This is a genomic window from Streptomyces sp. URMC 126, from assembly GCF_051386555.1.
In the GTDB taxonomy this organism is placed as follows: Bacteria; Actinomycetota; Actinomycetes; order Streptomycetales; family Streptomycetaceae; genus Streptomyces.
Map to the genome: position 1 here is coordinate 1 of NZ_JBPQTX010000163.1, position 15,664 is coordinate 15,664.

20 protein-coding genes are annotated in these 15,664 nt (G+C 72.8%); 4 read left to right on the top strand and 16 right to left on the bottom strand.

The genetic code is table 11. The features are described from left to right. Window positions 1–372: 372 nt before the first annotated feature. From ACSNOK_RS19935 to ACSNOK_RS19960, 6 genes are all read right to left on the bottom strand, one after another. A complete protein-coding gene (locus ACSNOK_RS19935) occupies window positions 373–1,035 on the bottom strand; it encodes a class F sortase (protein WP_436782076.1) in 663 nt (220 codons plus the stop codon). Between the two features lie 19 nt (window positions 1,036–1,054). Further along, window positions 1,055–1,660 (bottom strand): hypothetical protein, encoded by a 606-nt coding sequence (locus ACSNOK_RS19940; RefSeq protein WP_436782077.1) that lies wholly within the window; start codon window positions 1,658–1,660, stop codon window positions 1,055–1,057. A gap of 196 nt (window positions 1,661–1,856) precedes the next feature. Beyond that, window positions 1,857–2,636, bottom strand: coding sequence for an HAD-IIA family hydrolase (locus ACSNOK_RS19945; protein WP_436782078.1), 780 nt, complete (start codon window positions 2,634–2,636; stop codon window positions 1,857–1,859). 187 nt (window positions 2,637–2,823) lie between these two features. Next, window positions 2,824–3,651 (bottom strand): hypothetical protein, encoded by an 828-nt coding sequence (locus tag ACSNOK_RS19950; protein ID WP_436782079.1) that lies wholly within the window; start codon window positions 3,649–3,651, stop codon window positions 2,824–2,826. 209 nt (window positions 3,652–3,860) lie between these two features. Further along, window positions 3,861–4,166 carry a hypothetical protein gene (locus ACSNOK_RS19955; RefSeq protein ID WP_436782080.1) on the bottom strand — a complete coding sequence of 102 codons (306 nt, stop codon included), beginning with the start codon at window positions 4,164–4,166 and terminating at the stop codon, window positions 3,861–3,863. Window positions 4,167–4,302: 136 nt separating this feature from the next. Then, window positions 4,303–5,364 carry an ROK family transcriptional regulator gene (locus ACSNOK_RS19960; protein ID WP_436782081.1) on the bottom strand — a complete coding sequence of 354 codons (1,062 nt, stop codon included), beginning with the start codon at window positions 5,362–5,364 and terminating at the stop codon, window positions 4,303–4,305. Between the two features lie 55 nt (window positions 5,365–5,419). On the opposite strand from ACSNOK_RS19960, the gene ACSNOK_RS19965 reads away from it, so the two are divergent. Continuing rightward, the gene (locus tag ACSNOK_RS19965) at window positions 5,420–6,502 is read left to right on the top strand and encodes a Gfo/Idh/MocA family oxidoreductase (RefSeq protein ID WP_436782082.1); all 1,083 of its coding nucleotides are present in this window, start codon (window positions 5,420–5,422) and stop codon (window positions 6,500–6,502) included. Window positions 6,503–6,754: 252 nt separating this feature from the next. Next, a complete protein-coding gene (locus tag ACSNOK_RS19970) occupies window positions 6,755–7,321 on the top strand; it encodes a GNAT family N-acetyltransferase (protein WP_436782083.1) in 567 nt (188 codons plus the stop codon). Here ACSNOK_RS19970 and ACSNOK_RS19975 read toward each other — a convergent pair. Both ACSNOK_RS19975 and ACSNOK_RS19980 read right to left on the bottom strand, forming a co-directional pair. Beyond that, the gene (locus ACSNOK_RS19975) at window positions 7,240–7,623 is read right to left on the bottom strand and encodes a DUF6255 family natural product biosynthesis protein (protein ID WP_436782084.1); all 384 of its coding nucleotides are present in this window, start codon (window positions 7,621–7,623) and stop codon (window positions 7,240–7,242) included. The two genes, ACSNOK_RS19970 and ACSNOK_RS19975, sit on opposite strands and share 82 nt — an antisense overlap. Next, window positions 7,620–7,955, bottom strand: a complete 336-nt coding sequence (locus ACSNOK_RS19980; RefSeq protein WP_436782085.1) for a hypothetical protein — start codon at window positions 7,953–7,955, stop codon at window positions 7,620–7,622. The genes ACSNOK_RS19975 and ACSNOK_RS19980 overlap by 4 nt, the downstream gene beginning before the upstream one ends. A gap of 205 nt (window positions 7,956–8,160) precedes the next feature. Between ACSNOK_RS19980 and ACSNOK_RS19985 the strand changes: the two genes are divergently transcribed. Continuing rightward, entirely contained in the window at window positions 8,161–9,042 is an 882-nt protein-coding gene (locus tag ACSNOK_RS19985) for a helix-turn-helix domain-containing protein (RefSeq protein WP_436782086.1), read from the top strand. Continuing rightward, the gene (locus ACSNOK_RS19990; protein ID WP_436782087.1) at window positions 9,039–9,251 is read left to right on the top strand and encodes a DUF397 domain-containing protein; all 213 of its coding nucleotides are present in this window, start codon (window positions 9,039–9,041) and stop codon (window positions 9,249–9,251) included. The genes ACSNOK_RS19985 and ACSNOK_RS19990 overlap by 4 nt, the downstream gene beginning before the upstream one ends. A 73-nt stretch (window positions 9,252–9,324) precedes the next feature. Here the strand turns inward: ACSNOK_RS19990 and ACSNOK_RS19995 are convergent, their stop codons facing one another. The 8 genes from ACSNOK_RS19995 to ACSNOK_RS20030 form a co-directional block, all read right to left on the bottom strand. Then, window positions 9,325–9,888: a GNAT family N-acetyltransferase gene (locus ACSNOK_RS19995; protein WP_436782088.1), complete on the bottom strand. Its 564-nt coding sequence runs from the start codon at window positions 9,886–9,888 to the stop codon at window positions 9,325–9,327. A 157-nt stretch (window positions 9,889–10,045) separates the two neighbouring features. Beyond that, window positions 10,046–10,495, bottom strand: a complete 450-nt coding sequence (locus ACSNOK_RS20000; RefSeq protein ID WP_436782089.1) for an SRPBCC family protein — start codon at window positions 10,493–10,495, stop codon at window positions 10,046–10,048. Window positions 10,496–10,624: 129 nt separating this feature from the next. Further along, window positions 10,625–11,119 carry a hypothetical protein gene (locus ACSNOK_RS20005; RefSeq protein WP_436782090.1) on the bottom strand — a complete coding sequence of 165 codons (495 nt, stop codon included), beginning with the start codon at window positions 11,117–11,119 and terminating at the stop codon, window positions 10,625–10,627. Window positions 11,120–11,262: 143 nt separating this feature from the next. After that, on the bottom strand, window positions 11,263–12,120 hold the full coding sequence (locus ACSNOK_RS20010; protein WP_436782091.1) for a fumarylacetoacetate hydrolase family protein: 858 nt from the start codon (window positions 12,118–12,120) through the stop codon (window positions 11,263–11,265). A gap of 147 nt (window positions 12,121–12,267) precedes the next feature. Then, window positions 12,268–13,059: a YidC/Oxa1 family membrane protein insertase gene (locus ACSNOK_RS20015; protein WP_436782092.1), complete on the bottom strand. Its 792-nt coding sequence runs from the start codon at window positions 13,057–13,059 to the stop codon at window positions 12,268–12,270. 330 nt (window positions 13,060–13,389) lie between these two features. Continuing rightward, window positions 13,390–13,707 (bottom strand): DUF6412 domain-containing protein, encoded by a 318-nt coding sequence (locus ACSNOK_RS20020; RefSeq protein ID WP_436782093.1) that lies wholly within the window; start codon window positions 13,705–13,707, stop codon window positions 13,390–13,392. Window positions 13,708–13,907: 200 nt separating this feature from the next. Next, on the bottom strand, window positions 13,908–15,434 hold the full coding sequence (locus ACSNOK_RS20025) for a sodium:solute symporter family protein (RefSeq protein WP_436782094.1): 1,527 nt from the start codon (window positions 15,432–15,434) through the stop codon (window positions 13,908–13,910). After that, window positions 15,431–15,631 (bottom strand): DUF3311 domain-containing protein, encoded by a 201-nt coding sequence (locus ACSNOK_RS20030; RefSeq protein WP_436782095.1) that lies wholly within the window; start codon window positions 15,629–15,631, stop codon window positions 15,431–15,433. The genes ACSNOK_RS20025 and ACSNOK_RS20030 overlap by 4 nt, the downstream gene beginning before the upstream one ends. Window positions 15,632–15,664 lie beyond the last annotated feature (33 nt).

Below are 15,664 nucleotides of genomic sequence, written 5' to 3' on the forward strand. Positions count from 1 at the left end.
GGGACGCGGTGGGCTGCTGGGGCCGGGGGCGGGTCGCCTCGTCGTCGGAGGAGGAGCAGCCGGTGAGGCCGACGAGCCCGGTGAGGCCGGCGAGAGCCGTCAGGGCGGCCATCGCGCCGCCGGTGCGGGTCAAGGCCGCACTCAAGACCGTACGTGCCGGACGGGCCGAACAGGCTGGACGGGTGTGGCCGGTGTGACTGCCGTACATCCACTCCCCCTTGGGTGTACTTCCGGGGAACGTCTCGGGTCCCCTCGGGACAATGAACCGGTCGCCCCCATGCTGGCACAGGGGTGTCCACGAGTAGGGACAGTCATCTCATGACATGACGGCAGATCGCTCTCTCGGAGCACACTTGCCGCTTCTCGTACGGTTCACGCCCGTCCGCTTCCGGTCAGATAGGCGGAGACGACCACATTGGCGCTGTACTCGCGGCGGGCGCGGTCGTAGTCGCCGCCGCAGGTGATCAGCCGGAGCTCGGCCCGGCCGGAGTCGTGGGGGCCGTAGACCTTGGCGGCGTCGAACCGGTCCTTGGTGAAGACGGTGACGTCCTCGACGGTGAAGTCGGCGGTGGAGCCGTCGACCCGGGAGACGGTGACGGTCTCGCCTCGCTTGAGCTTGCCCAGGTCGTAGAAGACGGCGGGCGCCCGTTCGGTGTCCAGGTGCCCGACGAGCACGGCCGCGCCGAGGCTGCCGGGCTGGGGTCCGCCCCGGTACCAGGCGACGGCGTTCGGCCGGTCGTAGGGCGGCGGCTCCACCGCCCCCTGGGGCGTGAGGCCGTGGCCCTCGATCGGCGCGCGCAGCCCCGTGGCCCGGATGGCCAGCCGCTCCGGCTGGGCTCCGGGCAGCGGGGCGTGCGGCGGGGGCAGCTCCTGGGCAGGCGGCCGGCCGGCGGCGGCCACGTCGCCGGTGGCCGGCCAGGCGCCCACGGGCACCTCCGTGACCTCGCGTCCCCAGAGCCACAGGGCGATCAGCAGGGCGGCCCAGGCCAGGCCCGTCAGGAGGCGGCCGTGGCCGCTGGCGTGTGGTTCCGACATGGCACCCGGTCGCCTCCGTTCACCGTCGGCCCGCCTCGGTCCGTCGGCGGTACCAGATCAGACCACCGGCGATCAGTACCCCGACGCCACCGACGACGAGGCCGGGGGTGCCGGGCGTACCCGAGGCGGCGACGGGGGCCGTGCCGCCGCCTCCGGCCGGGACCGGCGCGACGGGGACGCCGTGGTCGTGGTCCTGGGCGGCGAAGCCGTCGGGGCCGCCCGCGGCGGGACCCCGGCCGTCGTGGGCCTCGGGCAGGGAGGCCGCGCCGGCGTCCGGGATGACGGTCAGCTGGCCTTCGGCGTGGCCGTCCCGCCCGTCGCAGCTGACGCGCACCGGGTAGGTGCCGGCGGTGGTGGTGGAGCGGACGGTGGCGTCGGCAAGGTGCCCGGTGGCGTCGCGGGTGAGCTTGGCCTCGGTCACGAACGCCTCCGAGACGGCCGTGGCTCGTTCGCCGGCACACCCGGAGACGCGGATCCGTACGTCGGAGCCGGGTTTGGCGGTGACGGGGACGATTTCGACCGTTCCGGTACGGGTGGTCACGGGATCATCGAGGGCATGGGCGGGAGCGGTGCCGACGGCGACCGCCGCCAGCGCACCACAGAGTGCGGAGCGGACTGAAACCATGATGAACCTCCTGATACCTCAGAAGTTCACCTGCCCGGGACCGGCCGCGCATCCGCTCCGTGCTCCCGTTACTCCAACCGGTGACGATCCGGATGTCCGTACCGCCCGGACGGCGGGCACCGGTGTCCGCCGTCCGGGGAGAGCGACCTCCGCGGATGTCCGCGTCTCTCCGGCGATGACACCCGCAACGCCCGTTTCAGATCAGTTCGGTGAGATCCGCGATCGAGTCGACGACGCGGTACGGACGGAAGGGGTAGCGGTCGATCTCGTCCGGCCGGGTCAGCCCGGTGAGCACCAGGAACGTCTCCATGCCCGCCTCCAGCCCGGCGAGGACGTCCGTGTCCATCCGGTCGCCGATCATCGCACTGGTCTCCGAGTGGGCGCCGATGACGTTCAGACCGGCCCGCATCATCAGCGGGTTGGGCTTGCCGACGAAGTAGGGTTCGCGGCCGGTCGCCTTGGTGATCAGCGCGGCGACGGAGCCGGTGGCGGGCAGGGCGCCCTCGGCGGAGGGGCCGGTCTCGTCGGGGTTGGTGGCGATGAACCGGGCGCCCGCGTTGATCAGCCGGATCGCCTTGGTGAGCGCTTCGAAGGAGTACGTACGCGTCTCCCCGAGCACGACGTAGTCGGGGTCCGCGTCGGTGAGGACGTAGCCGATGTCGTGCAGCGCGGTGGTCAGCCCGGCCTCGCCGATGACGTACGCGGTGCCGCCCGGCCGCTGGTCGTCCAGGAACTGGGCGGTGGCCAGGGCGGACGTCCAGATGTTGCCGACCGGCACGTCGAGGCCGATCCGCTGGAGGCGGGCGTGCAGGTCGCGCGGGGTGTAGATGGAGTTGTTGGTGAGGACCAGGAAGGGCTTGCCGGAGTCCCGGAGCCGGGAGATGAAGGTGTCCGCCCCCGGTACCGGGACGCCTTCGTGCATCAGCACACCGTCCATGTCGGTGAGCCAGGACTCGATGGGCTTGCGCTCTGCCACTGCGGAACTCCTGCCATGCTGGGCGGCCCGTCGTCGGGCCCGCGGGGCCCCTCGCCGGATCGGGGACGAACCGGACCGGCGGGGCTCGCCCGCCGGCCGGCACCTCCCAGCCTAGTCAGCCCGTGACGGCACCCTCCGAGACCGGTACGGACGTCTTGCCCCGCCCCGCGGTGCTCTCCGGCGTCCGTCAGCGCTTCATCCGGCGGGCCCACAGCAGCAGCCCCGCGCCGCCGCCGAGGCAGAGGCAGGCGACGGCGCCGAGCACGGGGACGGTGTACGAGCCGCCCGTGGCGGCGAGGACGGGCGGGCCGGGGTCGTGCCCGGGAACCGCGGGCGGCGTGGGGCCCGGCCTGACGGGCGAGGGCGCGGGAGCGGCGGCGGGGGCGACGGTGAAGGTGTAGTCGCCGGACTCCCCCACCCAGGCGCCGTCCGCGCCGCGCCGCTGGACCGCGGTGACGTTCGCGGTGACGGGTCCCTCGGGCGCCGCGTCGGTGAAGCCGAGGCGCAGTGGGACGACGACCGTGCGGTGGGCGGGGACCGTGAAGCCCCGGAAGCCGGGCGTACCGCCGTCCAGGACGCCGACGTTCTCCGCCTCCTCCGTCCGCTCGAAGCGCACCGGTCGCCAGCGCGCCCCGTCCTTGTCGTAGAACTCCAGGTGGATGTGGTCGGGCCGGAGCGCCCGTCGGCCGTCGGACAGGACGGCGACGGGGTGGACGTCCCGGCAGTCCTCGCCCGTGACGTTGCGGAGCTCCAGCTCCCAGGCGGGTCCGGCGGCGCCGCGCTCGTAGACGTCGGGGCCCCCGGCGAGCCGGGAGGCGATCGGGAACTCGCGGCCCGTGTCCCCACACCCCTGCCGGTCGCCGCGGTGGACGGCGGCGGGGGGCGCGGCTCCGGCGGCGGCGGGGCCGAGGACGAGGGCCGGGAGGACGAACACCGGCAGGACGAACGCCGCCGCGCGCGCCGGGAGGGCGTGCGCGGCGGTCACGGGGATCGGCAGCACGCGGGACAGCGGCATCGGGGAACCTTTACGGCTGGGGACTCTCCGGACATCCGGAACTCCGGTCAGCCGGGAACATCCCCGTCACGGGCCGGAAGACGAAGGACACGACGGGCATGTCCCCCGGCCGGCGGCGGACTTCCGCCCGTTGGGACGAAGGGCGGCTCACCCGGACGGAGTGCGGGCGCCCGTGCGCGGTTGTGCGGTCGGTGGTTCGCGAGCCTCGGTCAGGCGCAGAGGACGTACAGGATCACCTTGCGGCCCCGGGTGTTGCCCGGCAGCGGCTCGGTCGTGATCGTCCAGCCGCGGCGGTCGGCCGTGGGATAGGAGGCGGCCACGTAGTTGTGCGGTTCCACCTGTGCCCCTCCGCTGTGGGCGTGTTCACGCCCGGGGCAGAGGAGGGTGTGGGTGGCGGCCTTGCCCGCCGGGTCCTGGTACGCCCGGCTGATCCCGTGCGGCGCGGCGGTGGCGGGGGCCACGGCGGTGAACAGCAGGGCGGCGGTGAGGGCGGGCAGGAGCGTGGTGGTTCTCATGGGGGTTCCCTTCCGGGGAGCGGCGCGGAAAGCGGACATCGCATGAGGAACAACGCGATGGGCGCGGAAGGGTGCATTCCGTTCCCCCGGAGGGGTGACGGCCCGGCCCGGCGGCGCTCCCGGGGCCCGGCCGCCCTCAGACCCCGAACAGGGGCGCGAGCACCAGCTCCGCCGCGCCTCCCACGACCACGCGCGCCCCTTCGGGGGCGACGTCGACCGGCACCGCTCCGCCGAGCACATCCCGGACCCCGTCCACGAAGGCCGCGGGCCGCGCGAGGACCACGCCGCCGCCCAGCAGGACGCCGTCGATGTCCAGCAGGCGTACGAGGTTGAGCGCGCCGATGCCGAGCAGCCGCGCGGCCCGCGCTGTGTCGCCGTCCGCGACGGCGGCGAGGCACAGTGCCTCAAGGCAGCCCCGGTCCCCGCAGGCGCACAGCGGGCCGTCGACCATGACGACCTGGTGCCCGAACTCCCCGGCGCCGGTGCGTGGGCCGCGGTGGACGCCGCCGTCGAGGACGAGTCCGGCGCCGAGGCCGGTGCCCAGGTGCAGGTAGGCGAAGGAGCCGGCCGTTCGGGGGGCGCGGAGGGCGAGGCCGAGGGCGGCGGCGTTGGTGTCCTTGTCGACGACGACGGGCAGCCCGAGCCGTTCGCCGAGCGCGTCCCGCAGCGGGAAGCCGTCCCACCGGGGGAAGCCGGTGACCCGGTGGAGGACGCCGCTGCGGTGGTCGAGGGGCCCGGGGACGGCGACGCCGGCTCCGAGCACGTCGCCGGTCGCGTGTTCGGCGAGCAGCGCGGTCACCGCGCCGGCCACCGCGTCCAGGACGGCCTCCGCCCCGGCCCCGAAGTCGAGCGGCGCGGCGTGGGTGGCCCGCTCGACGCCGGTGAGGTCGACGAGGGTCACGGTGAGCGCGTCCCGGTCGAGGTGCACGCCCACGGCGTGGGCGGCACCGGGGACCAGCCGCAGGGCCGTCGCCGGCTTGCCGCCCGTGGAGGCGCGGCGGCCCGCCTCGGCGGCCAGTCCGGCGTCCCGCAGCCGGCCCGCGATCTTGCTGACGGCCTGTGGCGTGAGTCCCGCCCGGGCGGCGAGCTCGGCCCGGCTCGCGCCGGCCGGGCCGGCGCAGCGCAGCAGCCCGAGGACGACGGCGGTGTTGTGGTCGCGCAGCGCGGCCAGGTTGGCTCCGGGATCGGTCCTGTTCACGGAACCATTGTCGTGGGCGCTTGCACTTTTGCAACACTGTTGCCAAAGTGGCGGCATGGACGGCATCTCCGACACCCCCTTCCGCGTCGGCCTGATCGGCTACGGCACCGCCGGGTCGTTCTTCCACGCCCCCCTGATCGCCGCCACCGAGGGCCTGGCCCTCGACACGGTCGTCACCGCCAACCCGGAACGGCAGCGGCAGGTCGCCACCGAACACCCCGGGACCCGGGCCGCCGCCGACCCCGAGGAGCTCTTCGCCCGCTCCGGCGAACTCGACCTGATCGTCGTCGCCTCCCCCAATCGCACCCATGTGCCGCTGGCCCGCCGCGCCCTGGAGGCCGGACTGCCGGTCGTCGTCGACAAACCCCTCGCCGCCACCGCCGCCGAGGCGGAGGACCTCGGCGCGCTCGCCGAGCGGCGCGGGTTGATGCTCAGCGTCTTCCAGAACCGCCGCTGGGACAACGACTTCCGTACCGTCCGGTCCCTGGTGGGCGACGGCAGCCTCGGCCGCGTGCTGCGCTTCGAGTCCCGCTTCGAGCGGTGGCGCCCGCGCCCCAAGGGCGGCTGGCGCGAGTCCGGTGACCCGGCCGAGCTGGGCGGCCTCCTCTACGACCTCGGCAGCCACCTCGTCGACCAGGCGCTGACCCTCTTCGGACCGGCCGTCTCCGTCTACGCGGAAGCGGACATCCGCCGGCCCGGCGCCGAGGCGGACGACGACACCTTCATCGCCCTCCGCCACGCCGACGGCGTCCGCTCCCACCTCTGGATGAGCGCCACCACCCCGCAACTCGGCCCGCGCTTCCGGGTGCTGGGCAGCGAAGGCGGGTACGTCAAGTACGGCCTCGACCCCCAGGAGGCCGCCCTCCGCGAGGGCCTGCGCCCGGACGACGGCACGCCCTGGGGCGTCGAACCGCGCTCCCTGTGGGGCCGGCTCGGGGAAGGCGAGTCCCCCCTGACCGGCGGCGGCGAGCCCGTACCGACCCTCCCCGGCGACTACCCCTCCTACTACGCGGCGATCGTCGAGGCGCTGCGCACAGGCGGCCGCCCGCCGGTCACCGCGACCGAAGCGGCCGCGACACTGCGCGTCCTGGAAGCGGCGAGGCTCTCGGCGACGGAGGGCCGGACGGTCACCCTCTGACGACTCCGCGAACGCTGCCGCCGCCGGCTGCCGTTCGGCCGCGCACCTCTCCCGCGCCGGGATCTCCCGTCGCGGCGGCGGGCGAGGGCGGGCCGGACGCCCTCCGGCTGCGGCGGCCGGGCCGGGCGCTGCCGCTCCGGCTGCGGATTTTCCAGGACACCACCTCCTTCTCTTCTCGCCTTTTCTCAACTTCCCTCTCTGCCCCTCTCCTTCCTCACCCCGCCCGGACGCCGGGCCGTGCCGGGTGCTGGAATGACGGCCATGACTCAGCACGTCTTCCGCGACGCGGCCGGCCTCCCCGCCGTGGAGACCATGGACGGACCGGCGGCGGTCCGGGCCGTGGACGCCTTCCGGCTGGTGTACGCCGAGACGTTCGGGGAGCCGCCTTACGGCGAGACCGAAGCGGACGTCGCCCTGGCCTTCGAACGCTTCCACGCGGAGGCCGCGCACCCCACTTTCCGCGCGGCCCTCGCCCGTGCGGCTGACGGAACTCCCGCCGGTATGGCCCTGGGCCGCGCCTTGGACCGGCAGTCCGGCTGGTGGGACCCTTACATCGCCCCCACCGACCGGCACCGCGCCTTCTACCTTATGGAGTTGGCCGTCCGCGCCACCCACCGGCGGCGCGGGCTCGCCCGCCGGCTCCACGACACCCTGCTGCGCACCACGGACGCGGACCAGGTCCTGCTCAGCGTCCACCGCGCCGCGACGTCCGCCGGGGCGGCGTACCGTTCCTGGGGCTACCGGGCCATCGCCGATGCCGACCCCTGGGGTATCGGCGTCCACGCGGCCATGATCTTGGATCGCGCGGCAGCGGGCTGAGGCCGGTGAGGCGCGGGGGTCAACCTGTCTTCCCCGTACGGATTTGCGGCGGGAGGGTGCGGGTCCGACGCGCCGAGTGGCCACGTGGTGGCGGCCTCCACCGGGTCGGCGCCGCTTCCGTCGAGCCGTAGCGGTCCGGGAGTCGGCGGCCCCGGCGGCAGCGGTCCGGGTGGTCGCAGCGCGCCGTACTCCGTGAAGCGGCACGTCCCGCAGGCGAGGCAGCGGTGCGCGCCGCCGCCCGCTTCCCAGCCCGCCTCGTGTCCGCAGTGCCGCATGAGGCGGCCGGTGGTCCTTTCCATCATCGCTCCCCTTCCTGCCGCAGGCAGTGCTCCATCACCCAATGAGTCAGCGCCGTGACCTTGGCCTGCCCCGACGCCGCCGCGTCCCCGCCGGCCGCGGCGGCCTGCCTGGCCGCCTCCAGCTCCGCGCATCGGCCGCAACCCGTCTGGTACGGCCGCAACCCCGCCGCGTTCCGCTCCTCCCGCGTCGCCAATCGCAGGACGGACGGCGGCACTTCCCACTCCAGGCCCCCGCCCGGCCTGCGGACCTGCACACGGCCCTCCGCCGCGCCGATCACCTGGACGAGCCGGTTCTCCCGGACGTCCACGACGAAGGTGCCGGTTCTGTACGTCACGAGCCCCGCCCCCCTTGTTTGGGCAGCAACCGGCCTATGCAGGTTGCCCGTTGCGCCTTGCTCCATCAGCATGCACCCATTCGACAAGGGCTAGCCTTCCAAATTGGCTTATTCACCCTTCCGAGTGATCAATCCGCACATTGAGGGGAGGCACCCACCCAACACACCACCCTGGACAGGAGCACTCAAGGGGGAGAAGCAGCACATGGCCCACACGTCCCGCCGTACGGCCCGTCGGCTCCGACTCGGCACCGCGCTCAGGGAGGCACGCGAGGCGGCGGGCGTCACCGCCTCCGACGCGGCTCAGGCGATCCACACCGACAACACGAAGATCAGCCGTATCGAGAACGGCCGCCACCGCGTGACCCGCCTGGAGCTGGAGACGCTCTTCGCTCTTTACGAAGTCGCCGACGAGAAGATGCGAGAGTGGCTGATCGCGCTGGCCGCCGAGGGGAACCAGCGCACTTGGTGGCGCGGCTACAGCAGCAGGCTGAGAGCGGATTTCAAGGAGTTGCTGGCCCTGGAGTCGGAGGCCGCGCGGATCACCACGCTCCAAACCCAAGTCGTCCCGGGGCTACTACAGACCCGGGAGTACGCCACATCCATCATCCGCCAAGCCTCCCCGCACCTGTCCGGCGAGGAGGTCGACTTCTGGGCCGATTTCCGCCTCGCACGGCAGAACATCCTCCGGCGGGACAATCCGCCGCGATACCTGGTTCTTCTCCAGGAAGGCGTCCTACACCAGCAAATCGGCGGCCCTGCCGTCCTGGCGGCCCAGCTCCGCCACCTCATCGCCGTATGCCGACCGCCCCAGCTGACGATCCAGGTCGTCCCCTTCCGTCAGCACGAATGGACCATCTGCCAGGGCTCGTTCACGGTGTTCTCTTACCCCAAGCCCCTCAACCTGGATGTCGTACACATCCCGTACCTCGACGACAGTCTGTACCTGGAGGACGATGAAGCGGTCAGGAAATCGTGGAAGGCGATCGACCGCCTGAGGGCAGCCGCGCTGCCGGCAGCGCAGTCCGCCGAGCTGATGGAGTCCATCGTGCACGAGCTCGAACAACATCAGAGAGGTGCACAGTGATACGTACCCCGTCACCGGAAAGCCACTGGCGGAAGTCCTCGTACAGCGGCGATGGCGGCGGCGAGCAGTGCGTCGAATACCGGGCCGCCCCCGACCACCGCATAGCCGTCCGTGACACCAAGGCGCGTGACCTGGGAACCTGCACTTTCGAGCGCGGCGCCTGGTCGGCGTTTGTCAGGGCCGTCCGCGAGCGGCACGGTCCGGAGTGAGCATCAAGGAACGGCTTCCGACGCGGAGGAAGAGTCCGGTCGGCCTCGCCCTTCGGCCAAAGCGGAGCCGGCACTACCCGGCGGCGGCCTTCGCCGCGCGCCATTCCGGGGCGAGGACCGACCAGACCTCGATGTCGTGCCGCTTTCCGTCGTGGAGGAAGTACTCCCGCAGGACGCCGTCCTTCGTCATGCCGAGCCGGCGCGCGACGGCGATGCTGGGCGCGTTGCCGGTCATCGCCTGCCATTCGACGCGGTGGATACCGCGTTCCTCGACGGCCCAGTCGATGATGTGCCGCGCGGCGCGGGTCACCAACCCCCTGCCCGTCGCCGCCGGCTCCAGCCAGCAGCCGACCTCCGCGGTGCCCTGTTCGACGTCCATGACGCGGAACAGCACCGCGCCCACCAGCTTGCCCTCCACCCGGATGCCGTACAGCCGACCGGTGTCGGCGGCGGCCTTGTCCATGTACGACCGGAGGTACGCGCGGCTCGACTCCAGGTCCGTGACCCTGCTCGGGAGTGAGACGTACCGGCCGATGCTGTCCCGTCCCCGGTCGATGACCGCCAGGAACTCGTCGGCCTGCCAGGGTTCGATGGGGCACAGCTCGGCGCCGTCGTCGTCCAGAGGTATCGCGTACATCGTTCGTCTCCGTGGTGCGAGCCGGCGGACAGGCGGAGATCCTTTCATGGCCGTCTCGGACGGCACCACGGCGTTCTCCCGGGAGTGACGGCCGGACGGCGCCTCCCGCCCATGCCGCGCCGCACCGCACGGAGGAGATGGATTCGGGCCGAATGTGTCAGGTGCGAGCGGTGGTGAGGGACCGGTCGCATGCGGACAGGATGTCGGCGAAGACGCGGGTGATGACCGGCTTGGCGACGCGGCGGGCGAAGGCGGCGCCGCCGTGGAAGGGGAGGCCGAAGGTGGTCGTCCAGGTGACGAGAGTGCCTTCCGGGGTCTCGGTGAACGTCATGCGGCCGAGTTCGTGACGCGCCGGAGGCCAGCTGCGTTCGACGTCGTAGGCGAAGTCGTACGGCGGGTTGTAGGCGGTGACACGTTCGCGGAACCAGCCGATCAGCCAGGTGTGCAGCCGGACGGCGCCCACCCCGTAGGGGGCGCCCGCGCCCGGGCGGGCCAGGCGGGCCTTGAGGACGAACGGGGAGCGGGTGTAGTTGGTGGTCGTGGCGCACCACTCGAAGACGTCGGCGATCGGTGCCGCGATGACGCGTCGTACGGTCACGGTTTCCATGTCTCGTCCTCTCTCCGGGCCGGACCGGTCGGCTGGAGACCGGTCGTCGTCTGGACGGGCCGGCGGACTCGAACGTGACGGGCTACGGCGTGACGTGCGCCACCTCCTCTTTGGCTCCCTCTTTGTCCTTCATCCCTCCGTTCGTGAGCGGTAGAGGACGGTCAGGGCGAGGCCCGAGCCCAGGAGGATCAGGGAGCCGCCGAGGGCCATGTCCCCGCTCATGGGAGGCCCGTGGTGGCCCTGTTGCCGGTCGTCATCGACGGGTCGGGCGGCGGACAAGGGAGCGACGGTGATGGGGAGGCGGGCGCGGAGAGCGGGGTCGGTGGGGAAGGCCGTGGGGGTCGCGGAGCCGAAGGGCCAGGGCGAGGCGTCCCGGTCGTCGTACCGGCCCGCCTCCGTTCCGATCCGGTCGGAGCCGGCGAGGGGGGCGCCGCCGACGCACGCGCCGGGAGCACCCGCCGCGCAGCGCGCCTCGGCGTCCGGGTCGGTGGTGGCGGGGGCGGTGAAAGCGCAGAGCAGCAGGGCGCCGCTGACCGTCGCCGCCAGGACCGTGGCGGTCGCGGCGACCGTGGCCCGGGCGGTGGGACGGATCCGGAGGCAGGCTCGGCGAAAACTGTGCCGCATATCCGAAAATAAGCACATCGCAACCGACCCCCTCGGGCAGCACACGCGCCCGTTCCCCCGAACGCACCCCGCCTCGGCCCCGCCCGGACGCCCGCTTGGCGCCTACCCGTCCTGGCCCTGCGCCTACCGTCCTCGGCCTGCGCCTAACCGTCCTTGAGGTGCTGCCGCTGCCGCCCCAGACCGTCGATGGCCAGTTCGACGACGTCTCCGGAGCGGAGGTACGGCTTGGGCTCGGGCCTGCCCAGGGCGACGCCCGCCGGGGTGCCGGTGTTGATGACGTCCCCAGGGTAGAGCGTCATGAACCCGCTGATGTAGCGCACGAGATGAGCGACGGGGAAGAGCTGGTCCGCCGTGCTCCCCTCCTGCATCAGCGCGCCGTTGACCCAAGCGCGGATCGTCAGGTCCTGAGGGTCGGGCACCTCGTCGGCGGTCACGAGCCAGGGGCCGAGCGGGTTGAACGTCTCGCAGTTCTTGCCCTTGTCCCACTGGCCGCCGCGTTCGAGCTGGTAGGCGCGTTCGGACACGTCGTTGCTGATGGTGTAGCCCGCGATGGCGTCCAGCGCCTCCTCGTCCGTGGTCAGGCGACGGGCCGTGCGGCCGATGACGACGGCGAGCTCGGCCTCCCAGTCGGTCTTGACGCTGCCGGGCGGGACCAGTACGGGATCGTCCGGACCGACGACGGTGTCCGGGGCCTTGAGGAAGAGGGCGGGCTCCGTGGGGGTGCGGGCGCCGATCTCCGCCACGTGGGCACGGTAGTTGAGCCCCACACAGACGATCTTGCCGATCCGGGCCACCGGCGGGCCGACGCGCAGGCCCGCCGGGTCCAGGGCGGCGAGCACGCGCGCGCCGACGGCAGCCCGGATGTGGGCGAGCAGCGGCCGGTCGCCGAGCAGGGCGCCGTCCACGTCCGGGACGAGCGCGGAGAGGTCGCGGAGCGTGCCCTCCTCGTCCAGCAGCGCGGGGCGCTCCGCCCCCGCCGGACCGACCCGGAGCAGCTTCATCGGTACGACCTTCCGGTGCTTGGGCGGACTCGGTGCGTGATGCACGCCCGGTCGATCGTCCAAGATCCGGGGGGCGGTCGGCAAGGGGCGTTTCGGCCTGTGGACGGTGACGACCGGCCTTCGGACGGCCGTCCCGCCCGATTTCTTTCACCCGGTCGTGGCACGGGGCGCGGGCGCGCCTCCGCCGTTCTCGCCGCCGCCGTCCGTACCGGCCTTCGCCCGGTAGAGATACGCGCGTTCGACCGCCGTCCACAGCGTCGTCGTCACCACGTACAGGGCGGCGGCGAGCGGGACGACCGCGACGGTGATCAGCGTGGCGAAGGACAGGAACGGCGAGATCCGTGCGACCAGGGCCACCGCCTCCGCGCCCGGCTCGCCGGCCCCGCCGGCGGGCGCGGTGGGGAACGGGGTCTCGGCGGCCATCCGGCGGGCGCGCCGGAAGGTCCAGGTGGCGACGGCGGTCACGACCGCGAACAGCGCCAGGTAGACGAGCCCGTGCGAGCCCAGCGGCCCGCCGTCGGCGAGGGCGCCCGTCCACCGGCCGCCGAGCGGGGCGCCGAACAGGGTGTGGTCGAGGAGGTCACCTCCGGAGCCGGTCGAGAAGAGGTGGTACATGAGGTAGAAGACGGGCAGTTGGACGAGCATGGGCAGGCAGCCGGCCACGGGGGACACACCGGTCTCCCGGTACAGCTCGGCCGTCGCCTGCCGCAGCCGCTCCGGGTCCTTGCCGTGCTTGCGCTTGAGCTCCGCGAGCCGTGGAGCCAGTGCCGCCTTGGCCCGTTCGCCACGGGCGGCGGACCGGGACAGGGGGTGCAGGCAGAGCCGTACGCACAGGGTGAGCAGGACGATGGTGACGGCCGTCGCCGTGGTCCCGAAGGCGGGTTCGAGCGCGTCGGCGACATGGGACAGGAGTGCACCCAGGGGCGCGAAAAAGGACATGGTGGAGCCCTCCACGGGGTCTCGTCGTGCCGGAGATCGGTACGGCGGACCGGTGGTGACGCGACAGGCGCGGCCACCGGCCGCCGGATTCGGCGTGACGAGCCGCGCGGCTCCTCGCCGTCGACATGCCCCGCGGCGGGCGGGGCGGGTGTCGGCGGGACGGGCCTCGGTGAGGACGCGTTCGGACCCCCGAGCCGTCGGGCGGGTGATCGGTGCGGCGGCTCGTAGGGGAGGAGGACGTGTCGTGCCTCGCCCGTGCCGCACCGCGTCGGAAGGCGGTGCGCGCACGCGGCGGAGGTGGTGAGGCCCCGCGCGGGCGACGGGGAGCGGTTACGCGGTCGTCAGGACGAGACGGCCGGGTGCCCTCGGGCGCCGGCGGCCCCGGGCGTCGGGGTCGCGTTGGGCGAGGAAGGCCGTACGCCGCTCCCTGTCCCGTATCGCGGTGCGTATTCGCGTCGGCGTCAGCGGCCCGGTGCGCACGGCCGCCACGAGGACGGCGCAGAGCGTCAGCGCCGCCGCGACGGCGGTCGTGGAGGCGACGGCGACCGCGCTCATGAGGATGCTCAGCAATCCGCACTGCGCGAGCAGGAGTTCCGCGCACAGGGCCAGGAACACGACGATGTGCGTGCGGATGGCGCGCCGGATCATGTTCCCCCCTTTGGACTCTCGGTCGGCTGAACGCTGCTTACGGCTGTCGGCGAGCTGTCGGTGAGCGGCCCTTGAGCCGGTCGGTCCTTCAGGCCGTCCTTCAGCCGGTCGTGCAATCGTTCCGATGGTAGACGTCCCCACTGACAATCCCACCGGCCGGGGGTGGCTCCGCTTCTCCGCCGCTTCCATACCGCTGCCGCTCAGGCGCCGCCCGCCGCCGGCACCCGTTCGGCGTCCGCGCCCTCCTCCGGTCCCGGGTCCGAGGCCAGTACCTCGGCGTCCGGCCGCTCGTCGACCGGTCCGGGTCCCAGCCAGGAGACCGCCAGGGTGACGACGAGGTTCACGCCGAGCGCCAAGGCGCCCGCGTTCACCCCGCCCACCGGGTCGTGCTCGGTGAAGACGAGCGCGCAGACGAGAGTGCCGCCCACGAACAGGCCGCTCAGGGCGCCCCATAGCGTCACCCTCCGCCACACCAGACCCAGCAGGATCATGGGGACGAGCTGGGCCATGCCCTCGTAGGAGATGAGCGAGAGCCGGACCAGGGTGTTGGGCGCGGCGTAGGTGAGGATCAGTGCCAGCAGGCCCGCCACGACCACCACGGTCTGCGCCGCGAACCGCTGCCGTCGCGGCCGGTCGACGAGCGCGGGCACCGTCCCCAGTACGCTCCGGCCCCACATCGTCCCGATGACCAGCATGAACACCGCCATCGGCACGATGGACGACAGCGCCGCCGCCACCCCGATCACGCCGACCAGCCAGGCCGGCAGCGAGTCCACGACCAGCTTGAACAGCGCCAGGTTCGAGCCCGCGCCGGTGAGGCCGGGCACGACGAAGATCGCGGCCATGCCCAGCAGCATGGGGACGAAGAGGAGCACGTTGTAGAAGGGCAGGAAGATGGCGTTGCGCCGCAGGGCGTCGGCGCTGCGGGCGCCCAGGTAACCGGCCACCGTGGTGGGGAAGATGACGACGGTGAGGGAGTTGAGGAAGCTGGTGGTCGCGAACCAGGTCATGCCCAGCCCGCTGCCGCCGTGTCCGCTCAGGGTGAGCCACTCCGGCTTCTCCGCCACCAGGCGGTCGAGAAACGGTCCGTAGCCGTCGAAGTGGTGCAGCGGAACGTAGATCGCGAGGAAGGCGAGCGTGCCGATGACCAGGACGTCCTTGAGCACCGAGACCCACGCGCTGCCGCGCAGGCCGCTGATCACGACGAAGGCGGTGGTGACGGCGAAGGCGATGAAATAGGCCCAGTTCAGGCTGATGGCGCCGTAGGAGATCGTCGAGACGACGACGCCCATGCCGGTGATCTGGAGCTGGATGTACGGCAGCAGGCAAACGGTCGCGAGGACGGCGACCAGGGCGCCCAGCCAGGGGCGGTTGTAGCGGTGCGCCACCATGTCGGTGATCGAGACGAGGCCGTGCCGGCGGGCGTACGACCAGAGGGTCGGGCCGACGACGTAGCCGATCGCGTAGCCGCAGGAGAGGTAGGCGATCACGTAGAGGACGGGTGAGCCGAAGTTGTAGCCCCAGCCCGCGGCTCCCAGGTAGCTGAAGCTGGTGTAGCCCTCACCCGCCATCAGGACCCAGATCATCACCGTGCCGAGGCTGCGGCCGCCCACCGACCACTCGGCGATGCCGCCGCCCGCGCCCCGGCCGCGGACGGCCAGCAGGCCCAGGGCGACGGTGAGGACCATGAAGACGCCGAAGACGGTCGTCGCGACGGTGGCGTTCACACTCGGCCTCGCTTGCGGTCGGCGCGCCAGGTGAGCCAGACCCCTGCCGGGGTGAGGAGGGTTGCGAGGAGGAGCCAGAAGAAGAGGAAGGGGAGGCCCAGGATGGTGGGGTGGACTCGGTTCACCAAGGGGAGGGCGGCTAGGTAGAGCGCGTAGGGGGCCAGGAGCCAGAGGAGGGCGGGACGTTTCTTCAACACGGCGTTGACCCTAGGTGGTGTGGGCTGTCTCTT